We start from the raw sequence: 17051 nt of genomic DNA, 5'->3' as shown, positions 1-17051 counted from the left end.
GTATGCGCCTTCGCCGCCCCGCCCGCGCCCTGATCGCCGCCTGCGTCGTCACCACCGCCGTCGCCTGCGGCGCGGACGATCCGGACGACTTCCCGCCGCCGCCCAGCGGCGTCGCCACCGGCCCGGTCGCGACATCGGCCGCCCCGAGCAGCCCGGGCGGCACCCCCGACCTGGACACACCGGCCGAGGTCGGCACCGGGCTCGACGTGCCGTGGGGGCTCGCCTTCCGCCCGGACGGCACCGCCTTCGTCGCCGAGCGGGACACCGGCCGCATCCTGCGGATCGCGCCGAGCGGCGGCGCGCCGGAGCCGGTCTACCAGGTGCCCGGCGTGGTGGCGCGCGGCGAGGGCGGGCTGCTCGGCCTCGCCGTCTCGCCCACCGACCCCGAGCTGCTCTACGCCTACTTCACCGCGGAATCCGACAACCGCATCGTCCGGTTCCGGCTCGGCGAGCAGCCGCAGGTGGTGTTCCAGGGGCTGGCCAAGGCCGGAAACCACAATGGCGGGCGGATCGCCTTCGGCCCGGACGGCCTGCTCTACGTCGGCACCGGCGATGCCGGGGAGCCACGCCGCGCCCCCGACCCGGCCGACCCGAGCGGCAAGATCCTCCGGCTCACCCCGGACGGCCGGCCCGCGCCGGGCAATCCGGAGCCGGGCTCACCGGTCTACAGCCGCGGGCACCGGAATGTGCAGGGGCTGGCCTGGGATGCCCGCGGCAGGCTCTTCGCCGCCGAGTTCGGGCAGAACCGGCTGGACGAGATCAACCTGATCGAGCCGGGCCGCGACTACGGCTGGCCCGCGGTGGAGGGCACCGGCGGGGCAGGCCGCGGCTACGCCGACCCGCTGGTCACCTGGGGCACCGACGAGGCGTCGCCCTCCGGCATCGCCATCGCGGGCAATACGCTCTACGTCGCGGCGCTGCGCGGGGAGCGGCTGTGGACGGTGCCGCTCGGGCAGGATGCACTCGGCACGCCGCGCTCCGCACTGGACGGCCGCTACGGGCGGCTGCGCACGGTGACCGTGGCGCCGGACGGCGCACTCTGGGTGACCACCTCGAACACCGACGGCCGCGGCGATACCAGGGACGGCGACGACCGGATCGTGCGCTTTCCCGCACGCTGATCCGGCCGCCGCCGGTCTTTCGGTCAGGGGCACCGGCCGCGGTGGGTCAGAGGTACTGGCCGCAGACCGGCCACGCGCCGGCGCCCTGGGTGGCGAGCACGTTCTCGGCGACCCGGATCTGCTCCGCGCGGCTGGCGTTGTGCGGCATGCCGCTACCGCCGTTGGCGGCCCAGGTGCTCGGGGAGAACTGCAGCCCGCCGTAGTAGCCGTTGCCGGTGTTGGTCGACCAGTTGCCGCCGCTCTCGCACTGGGCCACCTGGTCCCAGTTGTTGCCCGCGGCCGAGGCGGTCGCGGCCATCCCGAACGGCACCGCCGCGAGTGCGCCGGTGACCGCCGCGACGCCGAGCGCGCGGCCGATGGTCCGGGTCTGCTTGGTCTTCCGCTGCTGGGACATACGCTTCCTTCCCCGCTGCCCGCCGGTCCGCACCGCGAACCCCCGCCCCCGGGACGATCTCGGGGTCGGCCGGACCGCGGGGCGGGGTCGCCGGCTTGCGCCGGTCCGGCTCGGGCTGCGCGCCGAGCGCAGCCGGGAGCGACGATAACGAAGCAATCTCGGCAGATCACGTACCGGTAACTGACTCGCCATTTCCATTGTTCCGGCGAATTACCGCGATCATTCCCAGGTGGAAAGCATCTTCCGGTTCCGACCAAAACCGCGATTTCCGGGCGAAAAAGTGACAATTGTCACTTGCTTTTCGTGTCCTCGAGCACGGCCATGGCCGCGTTGTGCCCGCCGATACCGCTCACCCCGCCACCGCGCACCGCCCCCGCGCCACAGCAGAACACCCCCTCGTGGCCGGTGGCGACCCCCCAGCGGGTGGCCGGGCCGGGCTCCTCGCCGTCCTCTCGGAAGGGAAAGGCCAGGTCACCGTGGAAGATGTGGCCGCCGGGGAGCCCGATTTCGCGCTCCAGGTCGAGCGGCGATTTGGCCTCCAGGCACGGCCTGCCCTCGGCATCGCGGGCCAGGCAGCCCGCGATGGGCTCGGCCAGTACCGCGTCGAGCCGGGCCAGCGCGGCGGCCACCGCGCGCTCGCGCGCGGCTTCCGGATCGGCCTCGAACAATCGCGCGGGGGTGTGCAGCCCGAAAAGGGTGAGGGTGTGCATTCCGCGCTCGGCGGAATTGCGATCGAGAATCGACGGGTCGGTCACGGTGTGGCAATAGATCTCCGAGGGCAGCGCGGGCGGGAGCGAGCCCGCCGCGGCGGCCCGATAGGCATCGGCCAGTTGCGAATACGTCTCGGCGATATGGAAGGTGCCCGAGAATGCCTCGCGCGGCGTGATTTCCGGGTCGCGCAGCCGGGGCAGCCGGTCCAGCACCATATTGATCTTGAGCTGCGCGCCCTCCGGCTTCGGCCCCCGCGCGCGGCCGAGCAGCCGATCCAGTTCGTAGGGCGCGGCATTCACCAGGATGTGCCCGGCGGCCAGCTCGCTCGCCGCGCCCGTCGCGGTGTCGGTGCAGGCCACCGCGCCGGTCTCGATTCCGGTGACCGCGCACCCGGTGACGATCTCCGCCCCGGCCCGCACCGCGGCCGCCGCGAGCTCGCCGGTGAGCGCGCCCATGCCGCCGATCGGGACGTCCCAGTCGCCGGTGCCGCCCCCGATCACGTGGTAGAGGAAGCAGCGGTTCTGCCGCAGCGTGGGATCGTGCGCGTGCGTGAAGGTGCCGATGAGCGCGTCGGTGAAGACCACGCCGCGCACCACGTCGTCGGTGAAGGTGCGCTCGATCAGCGCACCCAGCGGCTCGGTGACGATCGCCGCCCAGAGCGCGTCGTCACCGAGGCGGGCGCGCAGCTCGGTGCGGGTGGGCAGCGGTTCGGTGAGGGTCGGGAAGACGGCGCGGGCCAGCGCGCCGGTGCGGGCGCCGAACTCGGCCCAGGCGCGGTGCTCGCGCTCGGCGCCGGTGATCCGCCGGAAGCTCGCGGCGGTGCGCGCCCGGTCGCCGGAGTCCACCAGCAGCCCGGTCTCGCCGACCGGGGTGTAGGAGGAGATGCGGCGGCGCGCGGTGCGGAAGTTCAGCCCGAGGTCGGCGACGATGCGGGCGGGCAACAGGCTCACCAGGTACGAGTAGCGGGAGAGCCGCGCCCCGACCCCGGCGAAGGTCAGCGCCGAGACGGCGGCGCCGCCGGTGTGCGCGGAGCGCTCCAGCACCGCGACCCGGCGGCCGGCCCTGGCCAGGTAGGCCGCCGCGACCAGGCCGTTGTGGCCGCCGCCGACGACCACCGCGTCGTACTTCCCGTGCTTCGGCCGCATGCCCCCTCGTTACCATCCCGCGCGCGGCGCACGGCCGAGGCAGGGCCGGCGACACGCCGGATTCCGGCACAAAGACCGGGCTACCGCGCTGTGAGTGTCACAAACTCCGCCCTGACCGGCAGCTTCCCGGCGATCCCGCTCCTACCGTGAGGTAGACCACACTTCCCACCTTCCCGAGAGCGACCCATGAACGACACCGACGGCCCCCTGGTGGTCTACTCGCGCGAGACCGAGATCCTCGACTACTTCGGCAAATGCGAGGCGTGCGGCTACCCGGCCCGCGCCTCGGCCACCACCGAGATGCTGGCGGGCGGCGGGGTGCAGACCGCCGTGGTCGCCGCCTGCTCGCTGCCCTGCGGCTGGACCGGACGGGTCCCGCTCACCACCATGACCGGGCGGGTACGGCGCTGACGCTCAGCCGCCGGTGACCACGCAGGCGTAGCCCAGGTGCACGCCGGTGCCGACCCGGACGTCGCCCGCCACGGTCGGCTCCCGGTCCGGCGCCTGCACGGCCTCCAGCCGATGCGGGCCGGGCACCGCCGGGATCCAGGTGAACAGCGCATTGCCGCTGTCCGGGATCCGCACCGCGATGGGGATGCCGTTGTCCAGCAGCGTCACCGGCTCGATGGCGTTGGTCACCAGTACCTGCACGGTGTAGGTGCAGCCGGTGCCGTAGGTGGTGGCCGAGCCGAAGTTGATGTCGCCGAGCACCCGCATCTGCGTGGCGGTGGCACCGGCCTCCGGCGCGGTCGCCCAGCCCAGCGCTCCGGCGAGCGCCAGGGTCACCGCCACCGGCAGGGCAGCGCCACGCCGGGTCCGGCACGCCTGGTTCCCGGCCGGCCGCACCGGGTCCCGCGGCCGGGCCGGAACAGGCGGCACCCCGCCGGGGAGGAACTCCCCCCTGCCACCCGGTGGCGGGGGGTCCGGGGCTTCCCGGACGGCACGGGGCACGGCGCGATCCATGGCGGTCCCTTCGACGTCGGAGGGCGAGCAGACCTCGATCTTCGCCCGTCCGCCCGGCCGTGGGAGCCGGAATCGCGGAGCACGCTGGCCCGCAAGGGCGTTCGCGCTCAGCCCCCGGCCCGCACCACCACGATCGGAATGTCCACCGAGTGCAGCAGCCCATTGCTGGTGGAGCCGAGCAGCATGCCGGTGAAGCCGCCGCGCCCCCGGCTGCCCACCACCACGAGCTGGGCCCGCGCCGATTCGTCGAGCAGCGAGCGCACCGGCCGGTCGGCCACCACGATGCGGCGCACCGGCACATCCGGGTACTGCTCGGCGTAGCCGGCCAGGCTCTCGGCGAGCGCCGCCTCCTCGCTCTGGCGCACCCCCTCCCAGTCGTCGATCGGCAGGTCGAGCCCGCTGGTGTCGCGCCAGGCGTGCAGCGCGGTCAGCCCGACCCCGCGGAACGACGCCTCGGCGAAGGCGACCTCCAGCGCGCCGACGCTGTTCGCGGTGCCGTCCACCCCGACCAGCACGGGTTTGCTCGCGGCCACCGGATCGGTGGCGGCCGGGGTGCGCACCACCGCGACCGGGCAGTGCGCGTGCCCGGCCACCGCGGTGCTCACCGAGCCGAGCAGCCCGCGCCGGAAGGCGCCGAGCCCGCGGCTGCCGAGTACCAGCCGGTGCGCGGTGCGCGAGCGGTCGAGCAGCGTCGGCACGATGAAATCGAAGGTCAGCTCGGCGGTGACGGTGATCGGGCCGCCCGCCGCGGCCTCGGCGATCCGGCCCGCCTCGCGCAGCGCCCGTTCGCCCTCGTCCCGCAGCCAATCGCGCTCGCCTTCGGGCAGCGTCGGGTGCTCGCCGTAGCCGAACGGAACGGCCATCGAGCAGAGCAGGTGCAGTGGGCGGCCGTGCAGCCGCGCGTCCACCGCGGCCCAGCCGGCGGCGTGGTACGCGGTCTCCGAGCCGTCCACCGCGGCGACGATCGGGGCGTTCGGGGCGGGCGTCGGTTCCGGCACGATACTTCCTCTCCGTCGGGGAAATCCCCCTCCATCATTCCCCGCCCCCGTCCCCGGCGCGGGGAGCTGTCGCCGTGGTGTTGCGCACCGTAGCGTTCACCCCGATAACCAGGCGGAAGGGAGCCGAACACATGACGGATTCCACGGCCGCTCCGCCACCGGACGCCGGAGTTGCCGAGACCGCCGCTGAGGTGCGGGCGGGCAAGACCACCGCCGCGGAGGCGGTGGACCAGGCGCTGGCCCGGATCGAGCGCGCCCAGCCGCGGCTGCGCGCCTTCGTGCTGGTCATGGCCGAGCGCGCGCGAGCGGAGGCCGCCGAGCTGGACGCGCGGCAGGCCGCAGGCGCGCCGCTCGGGCCGCTGCACGGCGTGCCGATGGCGGTGAAGGACGAGCTCGACGTCGCCGGGGTGCCCACCGGCTACGGCGGCGCCGCCGGGGGCGGGCCCGCGGCGGCCGACGCCGAGGTGGTGCGGCGGCTGCGCGCGGCGGGCGCGGTGATCGTCGGCAAGACCGCCATGCCGGAGTTCGGCATCTGGCCCTACACCGAGAGCGTGGCGCACGGCCACACCCGCAATCCGTGGTCGCCCGCGCACACCCCCGGCGGGTCCAGCGGCGGCTCCGCGGCGGCGGTGGCGGCCGGGCTGGTGCCCGCCGCCACCGGCGCCGACGGCGGCGGCTCGATCCGCATCCCGGCCGCCTGCTGCGGGGTGTTCGGGCTGAAACCGCAGCGCGGCCGGGTCAGCAGCGCCCCGCGCCCCGACCTGTGGGGCGCGCTCGGCACCGTCGGCGTGCTCACCCGAACGGTGGCCGACAGCGCGCTGCTCTACGACGTGCTCGCGGGCACCGTCGCCGCCGACCGCTGGCACGCGCCCGCCCCCGCCGCCCCCTACGCCGACCCGGAGCCGGGGCCGCGGCTGCGGATCGGGCTGCTGCTGCGCACCGCCGTGCCCGGGAGCACCGCGGCGCCGTCCTGCGTGGCCGCGGTGCGGGAGACCGCCGAGGCGCTGGCCGGGCTCGGCCACGAGATCGTCGAGGACCGGTACCGGCTCCCCGACCCCACCGACACCTTCCTGCCCCAGGTGCTCGGCGGCGTCCGGGCGGACGCGGGCCGGATGCCGCACCCGGAGTTGCTGGAGCGCCGCACCCGCGCGGTGGTCCGGCTGGGCCGGGTCGCGGTGCCGCCCCCGGTGCTGCGCTGGGCCGAGCGGCGCGGGGACCGGCTCACCGCCCGGGTTTTCGCACTCTTCGACCGCTACGACGTGCTGCTCACCCCCACCCTGACCGGCCCGCCGCCGCCGATCGGCCGGATGGACGGCGCCGGCATGCTGCGGGGTGCGCTGCGCGCGGTGCCGATGGTCGCGTACACCGCGCTCTGGAATGTCTGCGGCAACCCGGCCGCCGCCGTCCCCGCCGGGTTCGCCGACGGGTTGCCGCGCAGTGTCCAGCTGGTCGCGCCGCCGAACGGCGAGCACACCCTGCTGCGGCTGGCCGCGGAGCTGGAACGGGTCCGGCCGTGGGTGGCGGTGCCGCCGGGCTAGGCCGGTTTCGCCGTGCGCGGTCCGGGCATCTCACCTGCACCCGGACCGCCCACCGAGGAGGAACCCCATGTCCAGCGACGCCTACGCGCTGCGCGCCGAGCTCACCATGGGCGTCGAGGAGGAGTTCCTGCTCGTCGACCCGGAGACCGGCGCCCCCGCCGCGGCCAACCGCGCGGTCGCCGAGACCGCCGCGGCCGACGGCGTCGAGCTCCAGCTGGAACTCACCCGCTGCCAGGTGGAGACCAGCTCCGACGTGCACACCGACGCCGCCGCGCTCGACACCCAGCTGCACGAGCTGCGCAGCGCCGTCGCGCACTGCGCCGAGCGCAACCGGGCCACGCTGCTCGCGGTCGCCGCGCCGCCGACCGTGCCGCACGAGTTCCCGGTCACCGATACCCCGCGCTACCGCGCCATCGGCGATGCCTTCGGCATGATCGCGCACGAGCAGGGGCTCTCCGGCTGCCACGTGCACGTCGGGGTGCCGGACCGGGAGGAGGCGGTGCGGGTGAGCAACCACCTGCGGCCGTGGCTGCCGGTGCTGCTCGCGCTCGGCGCCAACTCCGCCATCTACCGCGGCTCGGACACCGGCTACGCCAGCTGGCGCAGCATCCTCTGGCGGCGCTGGCCGAGCGCGGGGCCGCCGCCCTACTTCCGCTCGGTGCGCGAGTACGACGCCGTGGTCGACACCATGCTCGCCTGCGGCAGCATCCTGGACCGCAAGATGGTCTATTGGGACGTCCGTCCGTCGCTCTCCTACCCGACCATCGAGGTCAGGGTGGGCGACGTGCCGGCCACCGCGCGCGAGAGCACCCTGCTCGCGCTGCTGGTCCGCGGCCTGGTCCTGAACGCGCGGAGGGCGATCGCGCGCGGCGAGGAGGCCCCGGAGATCCCGCACGAGATCCTGCGCGCCGCCTACTGGACCGCCGCCCGCTCCGGCCTGGACGGCGAGGCGCTGGAGCCGGTCTCCGGCCGGGTGCTCCCCGTCCCCGCACTGCTCGACGACCTGGTGCACCGCATCACCCCCGAGCTGGACGAGCTCGGCGACCGCGCCTTCGTCACCGACACCATCGCCGAGGTGCTGGCCCGCGGCAACGGCGCCCGCAGGCAGCGCCGCGCCTACGCCGCGCGGCACGACCCGGCCGACGTGATCGCCGAGCTGAGCCGCGCCACGCTGGAGGGCTGCCGGTTTTCGCCCGGCGCTCCCCGGGTAGCCGCCCGCTGACGACGAGGAGGACCCATGAAAGCGGTTACCTGGCAGGGCAAGCGCAAGGTCGCGGTGGACACCGTGCCCGACCCGAGGATCGAGGACCCCACCGACATGGTGATCCGGGTGACCTCGACCGCCATCTGCGGCTCCGACCTGCACCTGTACGAGGTGCTCGGGCCGTTCATGACACCTGGCGACATCCTCGGCCACGAACCCATGGGGATCGTCGAGGAGGTCGGGAGCGAGGTCTCGTCGGTGCGGGTCGGCGACCGCGTGGTGATCCCCTTCCAGATCAGCTGCGGCCACTGCTTCATGTGCGGCCATGGCCTCTCCACCCAGTGCGAGACCACCCAGGTGCGCGACCAGGGGTCGGGCGCCGCGCTCTTCGGCTACTCCAAGCTGTACGGGCAGGTGCCCGGCGGGCAGGCGCAGTACCTGCGGGTGCCGCACGCCGACCACACCCACGTCCAGGTGCCCGCCGGCCCGCCCGACGACCGCTTCCTCTACCTGTCGGACGTGCTGCCCACCGCCTGGCAGGCCGTCCGGTACGCGGCGATCCCCGACGGCGGCTCGGTCACCGTGCTCGGCCTCGGCCCCATCGGCGACATGTGCTGCCGGATCGCCGCGCACCTCGGCTACCGGGTGATCGGGGTCGACCTGGTGCCCGAGCGGCTCGCCCGGGTCGCCGCCCGCGGCATCGAGACCATCGACCTCACCGAGGCCGGGGACGGCATCGGCGAGGTGATCCGCGACCGCACCGACGGGCGCGGCACCGACACCGTCATCGACGCCGTCGGCATGGAGGCGCACGGCTCCCCCGTCGCCTCCTTCGCCCAGAAGACCACCGGCTTCCTGCCCGACGCGGTCGCCGAGAAGCTCATGAACAGCGCGGGCGTCGACCGGCTCGCCGCCCTGGAATCCGCGATCGACATCGTCCGCCGCGGCGGCACCATCTCGCTCATCGGCGTCTACGGCGGCATGGCCGACCCGCTCCCGCTGCGGGTGCTCTTCGACAAGCAGATCCAGCTGCGCATGGGTCAGGCGAACGTCAAGCGGTGGGCGCCGGAGATCCTGCCGCTGCTCACCGACGAGGATCCGCTCGGCGTCGATTCCTTCGCCACCCATCGCCTGCCGCTCATCGGGGCGCCGCAGGCGTACGAGAAGTTCCAGCAGAAGAAGGACGGGGTGGTCAAGGTGGTGCTCGACCCGGCGTGATTCGTCCTGGATGCGAAGGCGCGCGGGCATGTCCGGCCTTCGCCGGCGCGGCCCGCAACCGCACGCCGAGGAAGTCCAGCGATTATCCCCGGAGCCCTGGGAGCAACGCCTCAACGCCGCGCGTAGTGGGCGATGATGACGCCGGTGCCGGTGGTGACGCTGCGGGTGAGCTCGAACTCGGTGAGCGGGGCGGGGCCGTCGAAGAGGCGGGTGCCGGTGCCGAGGGTGAGGGGGTGGATGAGGAGGGAGTAGCGGTCGATCAGGCCGGCGGCGTGCAGGGTGCGGACGAGGGCGGCGCTGCCGATGACGGAGAGGTCGCTGCCCGGGGTCGCCTTCACCGCGGCAACCGACTCGGCGGCGTCGCCGGGGAGGAGGGTGGAGTTCTGCCAGGCGTCGGTATCGGCCAGCGTCCTGGAGGCGACGTATTTGGTGGCGGCGTTCATGTGCGCGGTGAAGGGGTTGCCGTCGGTGGCGGTGCCCCAGGCCTGGTGGAAGTCCTCCCAGGTGCGGCGGCCGAAGAGCATGTCACCGGGCTCGGCCATGCCGCGCGCCATCTCCGCGCCCATGATCTCATCGTTGTACGGCAGGCCCCAGCCGCCGTGCGGGAACCCGCCGCGGGTGTCCTCGTCGGGGCGGCCGAGCCCCTGGACCACCCCGTCGAGGGTGACCGACATGGTGACCGAGATCGAGCGCATTCATCGTCCTTCCGCTGCCTGACGTCAACAGCGGTGCAGACGGCGCGGAAATCCGAAAGTAATCGGCGCTCAGAGCGGGTGGAAACCGGCTCCGACGGCGCCGCGCGCATCGAGGTCGGCGACGATGGCCGCCATGGTGGTCCCGACCTCGGGCCCGAGGCACCCGATCGCCAGGTACGCGTTGACCATGCCGACCAGCGTGCTGCCGACCATGACCGGCGCCCCCGAGTCCCCTTCGAGCACACACAGCTGGGTCCACGTCTCCTGCGCGGTGTTCAGCACATCGCCCCAGGCGACGCCGCAGGTCTCGCCGCTGGTGCGGCCCTTCTTGCAGACCACGGCGGGGAACTGGGCGGGGGCGCCGATGCCGGTGATGGTGGCGTTGCCGACCCGGTTCACGGGGGTCACCTTGGCGGGGTCGAACTGGATGACGGCGTAATCCAGGTTCGGGTCGGAGTGCACGAAGCGGCCGACGACGCCGAGGTCGTGGTCCCGCTCGGCGACGACGGTGGCGCCCGCGTCGCCGCAGTGCCCCGCGGTCAGCCCGACCAGGCGGCCCGCGGCGTCGTAGCCGATGGTGGTGACGGTGCACTGCGCGGTGTTGCCGACGACGATGCCGGAGCCCCCGCCCACCGGCACGGGGGCGTCCTGCGCGGCCGCCGCGCCCGCCCCGAGCGGGACGAGGGCGAGCGCGGCACCGGCGGTGACGGTTCGGGCGAGGCTGCGGTTCATGTCGGTCTCCCGTCGTACCGCGGGGCGCGCGTCGTCCCCGGCGTATCCCTCGTCTACCCGGGCCGCCGCGGGCGGAAACGGCGCTCAGTGGCCGGGCTGCACCCCGCTCAGCTCGTTCGGCGTGCCGGGCAGGGTGGCGGTGGCGGTGCGCTCGCCGGTGGCCAGGTCGATGCGGTGCACCTGCTTCGTGGCGGGGTCGGAGACGTAGGCGGCGCCGTCGCGGACGAAGAGCGCCGGGCGGGGCTGCTGCCAGTCCAGCGGCTCCTGCCAGGGGGCGAGCACCGGGATGCTGCGGGTCACGGCGCCGCGCACCGGGTCGATGACGTGCAGCGCGCCGTCGGTGCCGAGCACCAGCGCCTCGCCCGCGGGGCCGCGGCCGAGCGAGCGGAAGGTGTAACTGGTGCCGAGCTCGACCAGGCGGAGCCCGCCGGTCGCGGTGTCGATCAGCGAGACCTGCTGCGGGCGTTCGAGTTCCGCGTCCTTGTCACGCTTGTAGTCGCCGAGGACCACGGGCGAGGCGGCGCTGCCCGCCTGGTTGCCGATCCGGCCGTACGGGGTCGGGCTGGTGACCTTGGTGATGACGCCGTCGCGGTAGATCAGCGCACCGTTCTGGCAGCCGATCACCACCGCCTCGCCCTGCGCGGTGGCCTCGCCGTGCACGCCGGGACAGTCCTCGCTGCGGGCGATCTCGCGGCGCTCGGCGTCGAGCACGAGGATGCCGGTGCGGCGCTCCTCGGTGCCGAGCGAGACCACGAGCCGGCCGTCGGCGAGCTCGATGGCGACGCCGTGGTGCGGCGCGGCGGCGGTGTAGACCTCGGTCCGCGGCGAGCCGTCGGCCAGCGCCGCGGTGTCGAAGGCGGTGACCTCGCCGCTGCCGTCGGCGAAGAGCACGGTGCGCCCGGCGTGCCGCACCACGTGGCCCGGCTCCTGCGCCGGGAACTCGGTGCCGGTGAACTGCCCGGTGGCGGCGTCGAGCACCCGGAAGGCGGAGCCGCTGGTGACCACGACGTGGCGGTCGTCGCCCGCGGGGTTCAGCCGGGTGAAGCCCTCCAGGTCGACGGTGTGCCCGACCTCGAGCGTGCTGCCGTCCAGCACCGCGATGCCGCCGTCGTAGGTCACCGCCACCGGATCGGCGACGGTGGCGGGCTCGTCGCCGCTGCCGCAGGCGGCCGCGGTGAGCGCCAGCGCGCAGGCGCCGGCCGCGAGTGCGCGGAACTTCATGTGCTACCTCATCTTTCGGATCACCCGGCGACGATGGCGTCGGTGTTGGCGCGCATCATGTCCAGGTAGGTGGGGGCGCCGCCGTCGGGCGGGGTGAGCGATTCGGTGTGCAGGGCGGTGACCCGCACCTCGACGCCCGCCTGTTCGGCGAGGACGCGGGCGAGCCGGTCGGGCTGCGAGGAATCGGCGAAGATCGTGGTCACCCCGGCCGCGCGGACCGCGCCGGCCAGCCCGGCCAGGTCGGCGGCGCTGGGCGAGGCGAGCGCGCTGCCGCTGGGCAGCACCACCCCGACCACCTCGAGCCCGAAGCGCGCGGCGAGGTAGCCGAAGACATGGTGGTTGGTGACCAGGGCGCGGCGGTCGGCCGGGAGCGCGGCGAAGCGCTCGGTCATCCAGCGGTCCAGCTCGTCCAGGCGGGTCAGGTAGGCGTCGGTGCGGGTGCGGACGGTGGCGGCGTCGATGCCGGGGACGTCGGCGAGCACGCGGTCGCGGATGGCCTCGACCGCGGTGCGCACCCGGGCGGGGTCGGTCCAGAAGTGCGGGTCCGGGTTGCCGCTGTCGCGATACGGCAGGGGGCCGATCCGCTCGCCGACCAGCAGCGCCGGGGTGCCCGCCGCGGCGGCGGACTCGACGTGGCGCAGGACGCCCTCCTCCAGGCCGAGGCCGTTGGCGACGATCAGCGCGGCCCGCTCCAGCCCCGCCGCCTGCTTGGCGGAGACGCCGAACGAATGCGGATCGCCGCCGGTCGGCATGAGCACTGTGACCGGTGCGGCGTCGCCGACCACCGCGCGGGTGAGGTCGCCGAGCAGGTCGGTGGTCACCACGATCTCGGCGCGCTCCGCGGTGCCGCCGCAGGCCGCGGTGAGCATCGCCAGCGCGGTGAGCACCGCCGTGAGCAGGCGCTTCATCGGCCGGCCTGGGCGAGGAGCCCGGGGGTGATGTCGAGCGGGAACTCGCGGGCGACGCGCAGGGCGTCCAGGTAGTCGATCTCGTACACGGTGCGGCGCTCCGGGTCGGTGAGGTAGGCGCGGGCGGTGTCGACGGCGATGCGCGCGGGCGCGCCGGGGGTGGTGAGGGGGCGGCGGGCGAGTTCGGCGCCGGTGGCGGGGTCGAGGGCGCGGAGTACGCCGTCCGGGGCGAGGGCGAGGACCGGAGTGCCCTCGCCCGCCGTCGCGGCGGCGAGCACGGGGCCGGTGTCGAGGCGGGTCCAGGTGCCGCGGGCGACATCGAGGAGCCAGAGGCCGCTGGTCCCGGCGGAGGCGGTGAGGGTGCTCGCGCCGGGGCGCTGGGTGAAGGTGGTGGCGCGGTCCCCCGGGGCGGTGCCGGGTGGGTACGGCACCGTGCGCGCCGTCTCGCCGGTCACGACGAGCGCGCCGGTGGCGCAGCCGAAGACGGCGCCGCGCCTGGTCACGGCGGTGCCACGGGGGTCGGGGCAGGGCTCGCCGACGGCGCGGCGCACGGATCCGTCGCGCTCCAGCAGTTGCACCCGGCCGGTGCCGGGGTCGACCGTCACGAGGGCGCCGTCGACGGGGAGCGCGATCCCCGGCACGGTCACCGGGTCGGGGATGCGGCCCGCGTCCAGCGCTGCGCGATCGAGGACGGTCGCGGTGGCGCCGGTGTTCAGCACCGCGACAGCGCGATCGGCGGCGGCCGCGAGGCCGGGCGGCGCCGGTACGGTGAGCTCGCCGCGGACGCCGGGGGCGGTGCGGTAGTAGTGCACGTGGTCGCCGTGGTCGACCATCCAGGAACCGGCGTCGGCCACCCGCACGCCGCCGGGCGCGGCGAGGTAGGCGTAGCGGCCGTCGCCCGCGGCGGCGGTGACGCCGGGGAGCGGGGCGAGGTCGGTGAGCTCCGCGGTGATCAGGTCGAGGACGCGGACCGCGCCGGTTCCGGTGTCGGCGAGGAGCAGCCGGGGCTGCGCCTCGGCGGTCTCCTCGGCGCCCTCGACGTAGCCGTGCGGGACGTCGGGCTCCGGGGCGGGCGCGGAGTCGGCGCCGCAACCCGCCAGCAGTCCGGCGGTGGCCGCCACGGCGACCCCGGCGACCCGGCGCGGGCCACGAGGACCACGCCGCAGCCGCTCGCGGCAGGCGGCCAGCAGCGCCGAACCGAAGAACAGCCCGACCGCGCAGGCCGCGATGGTGGCCCCGGCGGCGGTGCCCGCGTGCCAGGAGACCAGCAACCCGACGACCGTCGCCACCGCGCCGAAGAGCGAGGCGAGCAGCATGGTGGTCGGAATCCGGTGCGCCCAGTAGGTGGCGGCAGCGGGCGGGGCGATGAGCAATCCGAATACCAGCAGCGTCCCGGCCAGGTGGAACGAGCCGACCACGGCCAGCGTCACCAGGGCGAGCAGCCCGATCCGGGCGAGCCGCGGCCGCAGCCCGAGCGTCTCGGCGATGCGCGGGTCGAAGGTGAGGGCGGTGAACCCGCGGTGCCCGGCGGCGGCGAGCACCGCGGCGAGCAGTACCGCGCCAGCCAGCAGCCGGAGGTCACCCGCGTCGATGGCGAGCACGTCGCCGAACAGGTAGCCGGTGAGGTCGACGGCGAAGCTCTCCGAGCGGGAGACGATCACCACGCCGAGCGAGAGCATGGCGATGAAGAGCAGCCCGATCGCCACATCGGGGGTGAAGCGCCGGTTCCGGCCCAGCACCGAGACCCCGGCGGCCATCGCCACCGCGCTCACCGCGGCACCGGCGAGCAGGTTGCCACCCAGGAGCGCGGCGATGGCGACGCCGGGGAGCATGCCGTGCGCCATGGCCTCGCCGAGAAAGGCCATGCCGCGCACCACCACCCATGTTCCGGCGATGGCGCACAGGCAGGAGACGAGCAGGCCGCCCAGCAGTGCGCGCTGCACGAAGGTCACCGCGAAGGGGTCGACGAGCCAGTCCATGATGCGACACCCTAGAATGGAAATGATTTTCATTTCAACTGTAGTGACAGGGGACACACATGGGCGCCGAGGTGCGGCTGGCCGGGGTCGTCGCCGGGTACGAGAGCGGGCCGGTGCTGCACGGGGTGGACGCGGTGCTGCCCGCCGGGCGGGTGACGGCGCTGGTCGGGGCGAACGGGTCGGGGAAGTCGACCTTGCTCTCGGTGCTCGCCGGGGTGCTGGCACCGACGTCGGGCACGGTGCTGCAGCCGCTCGGGCGCCCCGCGCTCGTGGTGCAGCACAGCGCGGTTCCGCCGACACTGCCGATCACGGTGCGGGAGACGGTGGCGATGGGGCGGTGGGCGAAGCGCGGGTGGTGGCGCAGGCTCACCCGGGACGATCGCGCCCTGGTGGACGAGGAACTGACGGCGCTCGGGCTGGGTGCGCTGGCCGGACGCCGGTTGGACACGCTCTCCGGCGGGCAGCGGCAGCGAGCCCTGCTGGCGCAGGCACTGGCGGCTCGGTCGCGGCTGCTGCTGCTCGACGAGCCGGGGACCGCGCTGGACGCGGAGGCTCGTGCCGCCGTGCACACGGCGCTCGACCTGGCCAGGGAGCGGGGGGTCACCGTCGTGCACGCCACCCACGATCGGGCCGACGCGTTGCGCGCGGACCACTGCGTCGCGCTGACCGCGGGCCGGGTCACGGACGCGGGCGTGCCGGAGGCCGTGCTGCGCGCCGCCGGACTGTCGAGCGCCTCACCGGGCGCGACCGACGCAACAGACCGATCCGGGTCGTCGGATACCTCCCTGACCGAGCCCCGCGCGACCGACCCGCCTTCCCGGCCGGGCACGGGATCGCCCCGGCGCGGCGCGACGAGTTCCGCCGGCCCGAACCGCGTCTTGACGCCCGACGTGCCCTCGACCACACTTCCTACCAGCCGGTAGCCGGACGCGGGTGTCCGGTGGTCATCCGTGTTCCGGCGCAGACGAGGATCGGATCATGCAGCAATCTCGTCGGTCTCGCGCGCTGCGGGCCGCGGCCGCGACGGTGGGGGCGTGCGCGTTCGCGGTGGCGGGGGCCGGCGCCGCGCCTGCGGCACCGCAGCCCGAGGTGTATGTCGCGCTGGGCGACTCGTTCTCGGCGGGGTCCGGGATCGCGCCCGCCGCGCCGGCCAGCGGGATTCCCGGGGACTGCACCCGCTCGGCGCTGAACTACCCCAAGCTGGTGGCGCAGGCGCTGCGGCCGAGCGAGTTCCGCGATGTCACCTGCGGGGCGGCGGTCTCCGCGAATCTGGCGGGCGGACAGCTCGGGCTGAGCGGGCAGGCGGCGCCGCAGTACGACGCGCTGACCCCGGACACCACGCTGGCGACGCTCGGTATGGGCGGAAACGATATCGGGCTGGTGCAACTCGGGGTGAGCTGCATCAACCCGCTGCCGGAGCCGGACGGGGTCTCCTGCGCGGCGGTGCAGACCGCGGGCGGGCGGGATCGGGTCGGCGAGCAGATCGAGCGCTTCGCCCCGACCTACGGGGTCATGATCGAGGAGATCCGGCGGCGCTCCCCCGCGGCGACCATCGTGCTGGTCGGCTACCCGATCGGGATCCGCGACGGCGGCTGCCCGGAGAGTCAGCCCGCGTGGGCGGCGGATGCCACCTATCTGCAGGGCAAGATCAACCAGTTGAACGACGTGATGCGGCGGGAGGCGGGGGCGCACGGGGCCCTGTACGTGGATCTGGAGCCGTCCACGCAGGGGCACGACGTGTGCGCGGAGCCGGGGGCGAGCTGGATGGTGGGCGCGGTGCCGACCTCGGCCGATGCCGTCGTGCCGCTGCATCCGAATGCGGCCGGGCATCGGAACACCGCGAAGCAGGTGCTGGCCGCGCTCGGGCGCTGAGCGGTCCCGGCCGGTCGGGCCGCGCGGCGCATCGCTCGGGGGCGGCGGTGTCGCACACGCGCCCGTCCGGTCGATGCCGGGCCCACCGATACCCGGGCCCGGCGCACCGCGACGGCCCGATTCACATCCGCGATTCGAGCCGGTGGAAGAGGAATTCCACCAGCGTGATCAGCGAGCGCAGACAGGTGCCGCGATTGCGGGCGTCGAGTCGGACGAGCGGTGTCTCCGGCGCGAGGTCGAGTGCGTCGCGGACCTCCTCCAGCGGGTAACTACGCGCCCCGTCGAACTCGTTGATCCCCACCGCATACGGCACCCCACGCTCCTCGAGCACCGACAACACCTCATCGGCCCT

15 protein-coding genes and 2 pseudogenes are annotated in these 17051 nt (G+C 74.7%); 7 read left to right on the top strand and 10 right to left on the bottom strand.

Annotated features, from left to right (window positions below; all coding sequences use genetic code 11):
- Positions 1 to 2 precede the first annotated feature (2 nt).
- Positions 3 to 1121: a PQQ-dependent sugar dehydrogenase gene (locus NH2_RS05890; protein ID WP_067649484.1), complete on the top strand. Its 1119-nt coding sequence runs from the start codon at positions 3 to 5 to the stop codon at positions 1119 to 1121.
- Positions 1122 to 1170: 49 nt separating this feature from the next.
- On the opposite strand, the pseudogene NH2_RS30100 reads toward NH2_RS05890, so the two are convergent.
- Positions 1171 to 1515, bottom strand: a pseudogene (locus NH2_RS30100) (transglycosylase family protein); the annotation flags it as partial.
- Between the two features lie 290 nt (positions 1516 to 1805).
- A complete protein-coding gene (locus tag NH2_RS05880) occupies positions 1806 to 3371 on the bottom strand; it encodes a phytoene desaturase family protein (protein ID WP_067649478.1) in 1566 nt (521 codons plus the stop codon).
- 186 nt (positions 3372 to 3557) lie between these two features.
- Between NH2_RS05880 and NH2_RS05875 the strand changes: the two genes are divergently transcribed.
- The gene (locus NH2_RS05875; RefSeq protein ID WP_067649475.1) at positions 3558 to 3782 is read left to right on the top strand and encodes a hypothetical protein; all 225 of its coding nucleotides are present in this window, start codon (positions 3558 to 3560) and stop codon (positions 3780 to 3782) included.
- Positions 3783 to 3785: 3 nt separating this feature from the next.
- Here NH2_RS05875 and NH2_RS05870 read toward each other — a convergent pair whose 3' ends face one another.
- A complete protein-coding gene (locus NH2_RS05870) occupies positions 3786 to 4163 on the bottom strand; it encodes a hypothetical protein (RefSeq protein ID WP_067649472.1) in 378 nt (125 codons plus the stop codon).
- A 278-nt stretch (positions 4164 to 4441) separates the two neighbouring features.
- Entirely contained in the window at positions 4442 to 5332 is an 891-nt protein-coding gene (locus NH2_RS05865; protein ID WP_067649469.1) for a universal stress protein, read from the bottom strand.
- Positions 5333 to 5463: 131 nt separating this feature from the next.
- Here NH2_RS05865 and NH2_RS05860 point away from each other — a divergent pair, with 131 nt between their 5' ends.
- From NH2_RS05860 to NH2_RS05850, 3 genes are all read left to right on the top strand, one after another.
- Complete coding sequence (locus tag NH2_RS05860) at positions 5464 to 6870, top strand: amidase (protein ID WP_067649466.1); 1407 nt, start codon at positions 5464 to 5466, stop codon at positions 6868 to 6870.
- A gap of 67 nt (positions 6871 to 6937) precedes the next feature.
- Positions 6938 to 8092, top strand: a complete 1155-nt coding sequence (locus NH2_RS05855; RefSeq protein ID WP_067649463.1) for a glutamate--cysteine ligase — start codon at positions 6938 to 6940, stop codon at positions 8090 to 8092.
- A 15-nt stretch (positions 8093 to 8107) separates the two neighbouring features.
- Positions 8108 to 9292, top strand: a complete 1185-nt coding sequence (locus tag NH2_RS05850; protein WP_067649460.1) for a zinc-dependent alcohol dehydrogenase — start codon at positions 8108 to 8110, stop codon at positions 9290 to 9292.
- 110 nt (positions 9293 to 9402) lie between these two features.
- On the opposite strand, the gene NH2_RS05845 is transcribed toward NH2_RS05850, so the two are convergent.
- From NH2_RS05845 to aztB, 5 genes are all read right to left on the bottom strand, one after another.
- Positions 9403 to 9987, bottom strand: a complete 585-nt coding sequence (locus NH2_RS05845) for a dihydrofolate reductase family protein (RefSeq protein WP_067649457.1) — start codon at positions 9985 to 9987, stop codon at positions 9403 to 9405.
- A 69-nt stretch (positions 9988 to 10056) separates the two neighbouring features.
- Positions 10057 to 10719, bottom strand: coding sequence for a S1 family peptidase (locus NH2_RS05840; protein WP_067649454.1), 663 nt, complete (start codon positions 10717 to 10719; stop codon positions 10057 to 10059).
- 84 nt (positions 10720 to 10803) lie between these two features.
- Positions 10804 to 11940: a zinc metallochaperone AztD gene (aztD, locus tag NH2_RS05835; protein ID WP_067649452.1), complete on the bottom strand. Its 1137-nt coding sequence runs from the start codon at positions 11938 to 11940 to the stop codon at positions 10804 to 10806.
- A 20-nt stretch (positions 11941 to 11960) separates the two neighbouring features.
- A complete protein-coding gene (aztC, locus tag NH2_RS05830) occupies positions 11961 to 12848 on the bottom strand; it encodes a zinc ABC transporter substrate-binding protein AztC (RefSeq protein WP_067649449.1) in 888 nt (295 codons plus the stop codon).
- The gene (gene aztB, locus NH2_RS05825; protein WP_067649446.1) at positions 12845 to 14827 is read right to left on the bottom strand and encodes a zinc ABC transporter permease AztB; all 1983 of its coding nucleotides are present in this window, start codon (positions 14825 to 14827) and stop codon (positions 12845 to 12847) included. Before aztB ends, aztC begins: the two co-directional genes overlap by 4 nt.
- 59 nt (positions 14828 to 14886) lie before the next feature.
- On the opposite strand from aztB, the gene aztA reads away from it, so the two are divergent.
- Together aztA and NH2_RS05815 are read left to right on the top strand one after the other, a co-directional pair.
- Positions 14887 to 15750, top strand: coding sequence for a zinc ABC transporter ATP-binding protein AztA (gene aztA, locus NH2_RS05820; protein ID WP_084505262.1), 864 nt, complete (start codon positions 14887 to 14889; stop codon positions 15748 to 15750).
- 55 nt (positions 15751 to 15805) lie between these two features.
- Positions 15806 to 16699, top strand: a complete 894-nt coding sequence (locus NH2_RS05815) for an SGNH/GDSL hydrolase family protein (protein WP_084505261.1) — start codon at positions 15806 to 15808, stop codon at positions 16697 to 16699.
- 121 nt (positions 16700 to 16820) lie between these two features.
- Here the strand turns inward: NH2_RS05815 and NH2_RS05810 are convergent.
- Positions 16821 to 17051: pseudogene (locus NH2_RS05810) on the bottom strand (ATP-binding protein); the annotation flags it as partial.

It is taken from the genome of Nocardia harenae NBRC 108248 (assembly GCF_001612885.1).
Taxonomy (GTDB): domain Bacteria; phylum Actinomycetota; class Actinomycetes; order Mycobacteriales; family Mycobacteriaceae; genus Nocardia; species Nocardia harenae.
Note: the sequence above shows the minus strand (reverse complement) of the source record. Positions and strands in the feature narration are given on the sequence as shown.

Bases quoted from the DNA above. Each gene is read 5' to 3' on its own strand.
- aztB (WP_067649446.1), bottom strand. From the start codon at position 14,827: ATGGACTGGCTCGTCGACCCCTTCGCGGTGACCTTCGTGCAGCGCGCA.
- NH2_RS05850 (WP_067649460.1), top strand. From the start codon at position 8,108: ATGAAAGCGGTTACCTGGCAGGGCAAGCGCAAGGTCGCGGTGGACACC.
- NH2_RS05875 (WP_067649475.1), top strand. From the start codon at position 3,558: ATGAACGACACCGACGGCCCCCTGGTGGTCTACTCGCGCGAGACCGAG.
- aztC (WP_067649449.1), bottom strand. From the start codon at position 12,848: ATGAAGCGCCTGCTCACGGCGGTGCTCACCGCGCTGGCGATGCTCACC.
- NH2_RS05815 (WP_084505261.1), top strand. From the start codon at position 15,806: ATGCAGCAATCTCGTCGGTCTCGCGCGCTGCGGGCCGCGGCCGCGACG.
- NH2_RS05845 (WP_067649457.1), bottom strand. From the start codon at position 9,987: ATGCGCTCGATCTCGGTCACCATGTCGGTCACCCTCGACGGGGTGGTC.
- NH2_RS05840 (WP_067649454.1), bottom strand. From the start codon at position 10,719: ATGAACCGCAGCCTCGCCCGAACCGTCACCGCCGGTGCCGCGCTCGCC.
- NH2_RS05860 (WP_067649466.1), top strand. From the start codon at position 5,464: ATGACGGATTCCACGGCCGCTCCGCCACCGGACGCCGGAGTTGCCGAG.
- NH2_RS05880 (WP_067649478.1), bottom strand. From the start codon at position 3,371: ATGCGGCCGAAGCACGGGAAGTACGACGCGGTGGTCGTCGGCGGCGGC.
- NH2_RS05890 (WP_067649484.1), top strand. From the start codon at position 3: ATGCGCCTTCGCCGCCCCGCCCGCGCCCTGATCGCCGCCTGCGTCGTC.
- NH2_RS05855 (WP_067649463.1), top strand. From the start codon at position 6,938: ATGTCCAGCGACGCCTACGCGCTGCGCGCCGAGCTCACCATGGGCGTC.
- aztA (WP_084505262.1), top strand. From the start codon at position 14,887: ATGGGCGCCGAGGTGCGGCTGGCCGGGGTCGTCGCCGGGTACGAGAGC.
- aztD (WP_067649452.1), bottom strand. From the start codon at position 11,940: ATGAAGTTCCGCGCACTCGCGGCCGGCGCCTGCGCGCTGGCGCTCACC.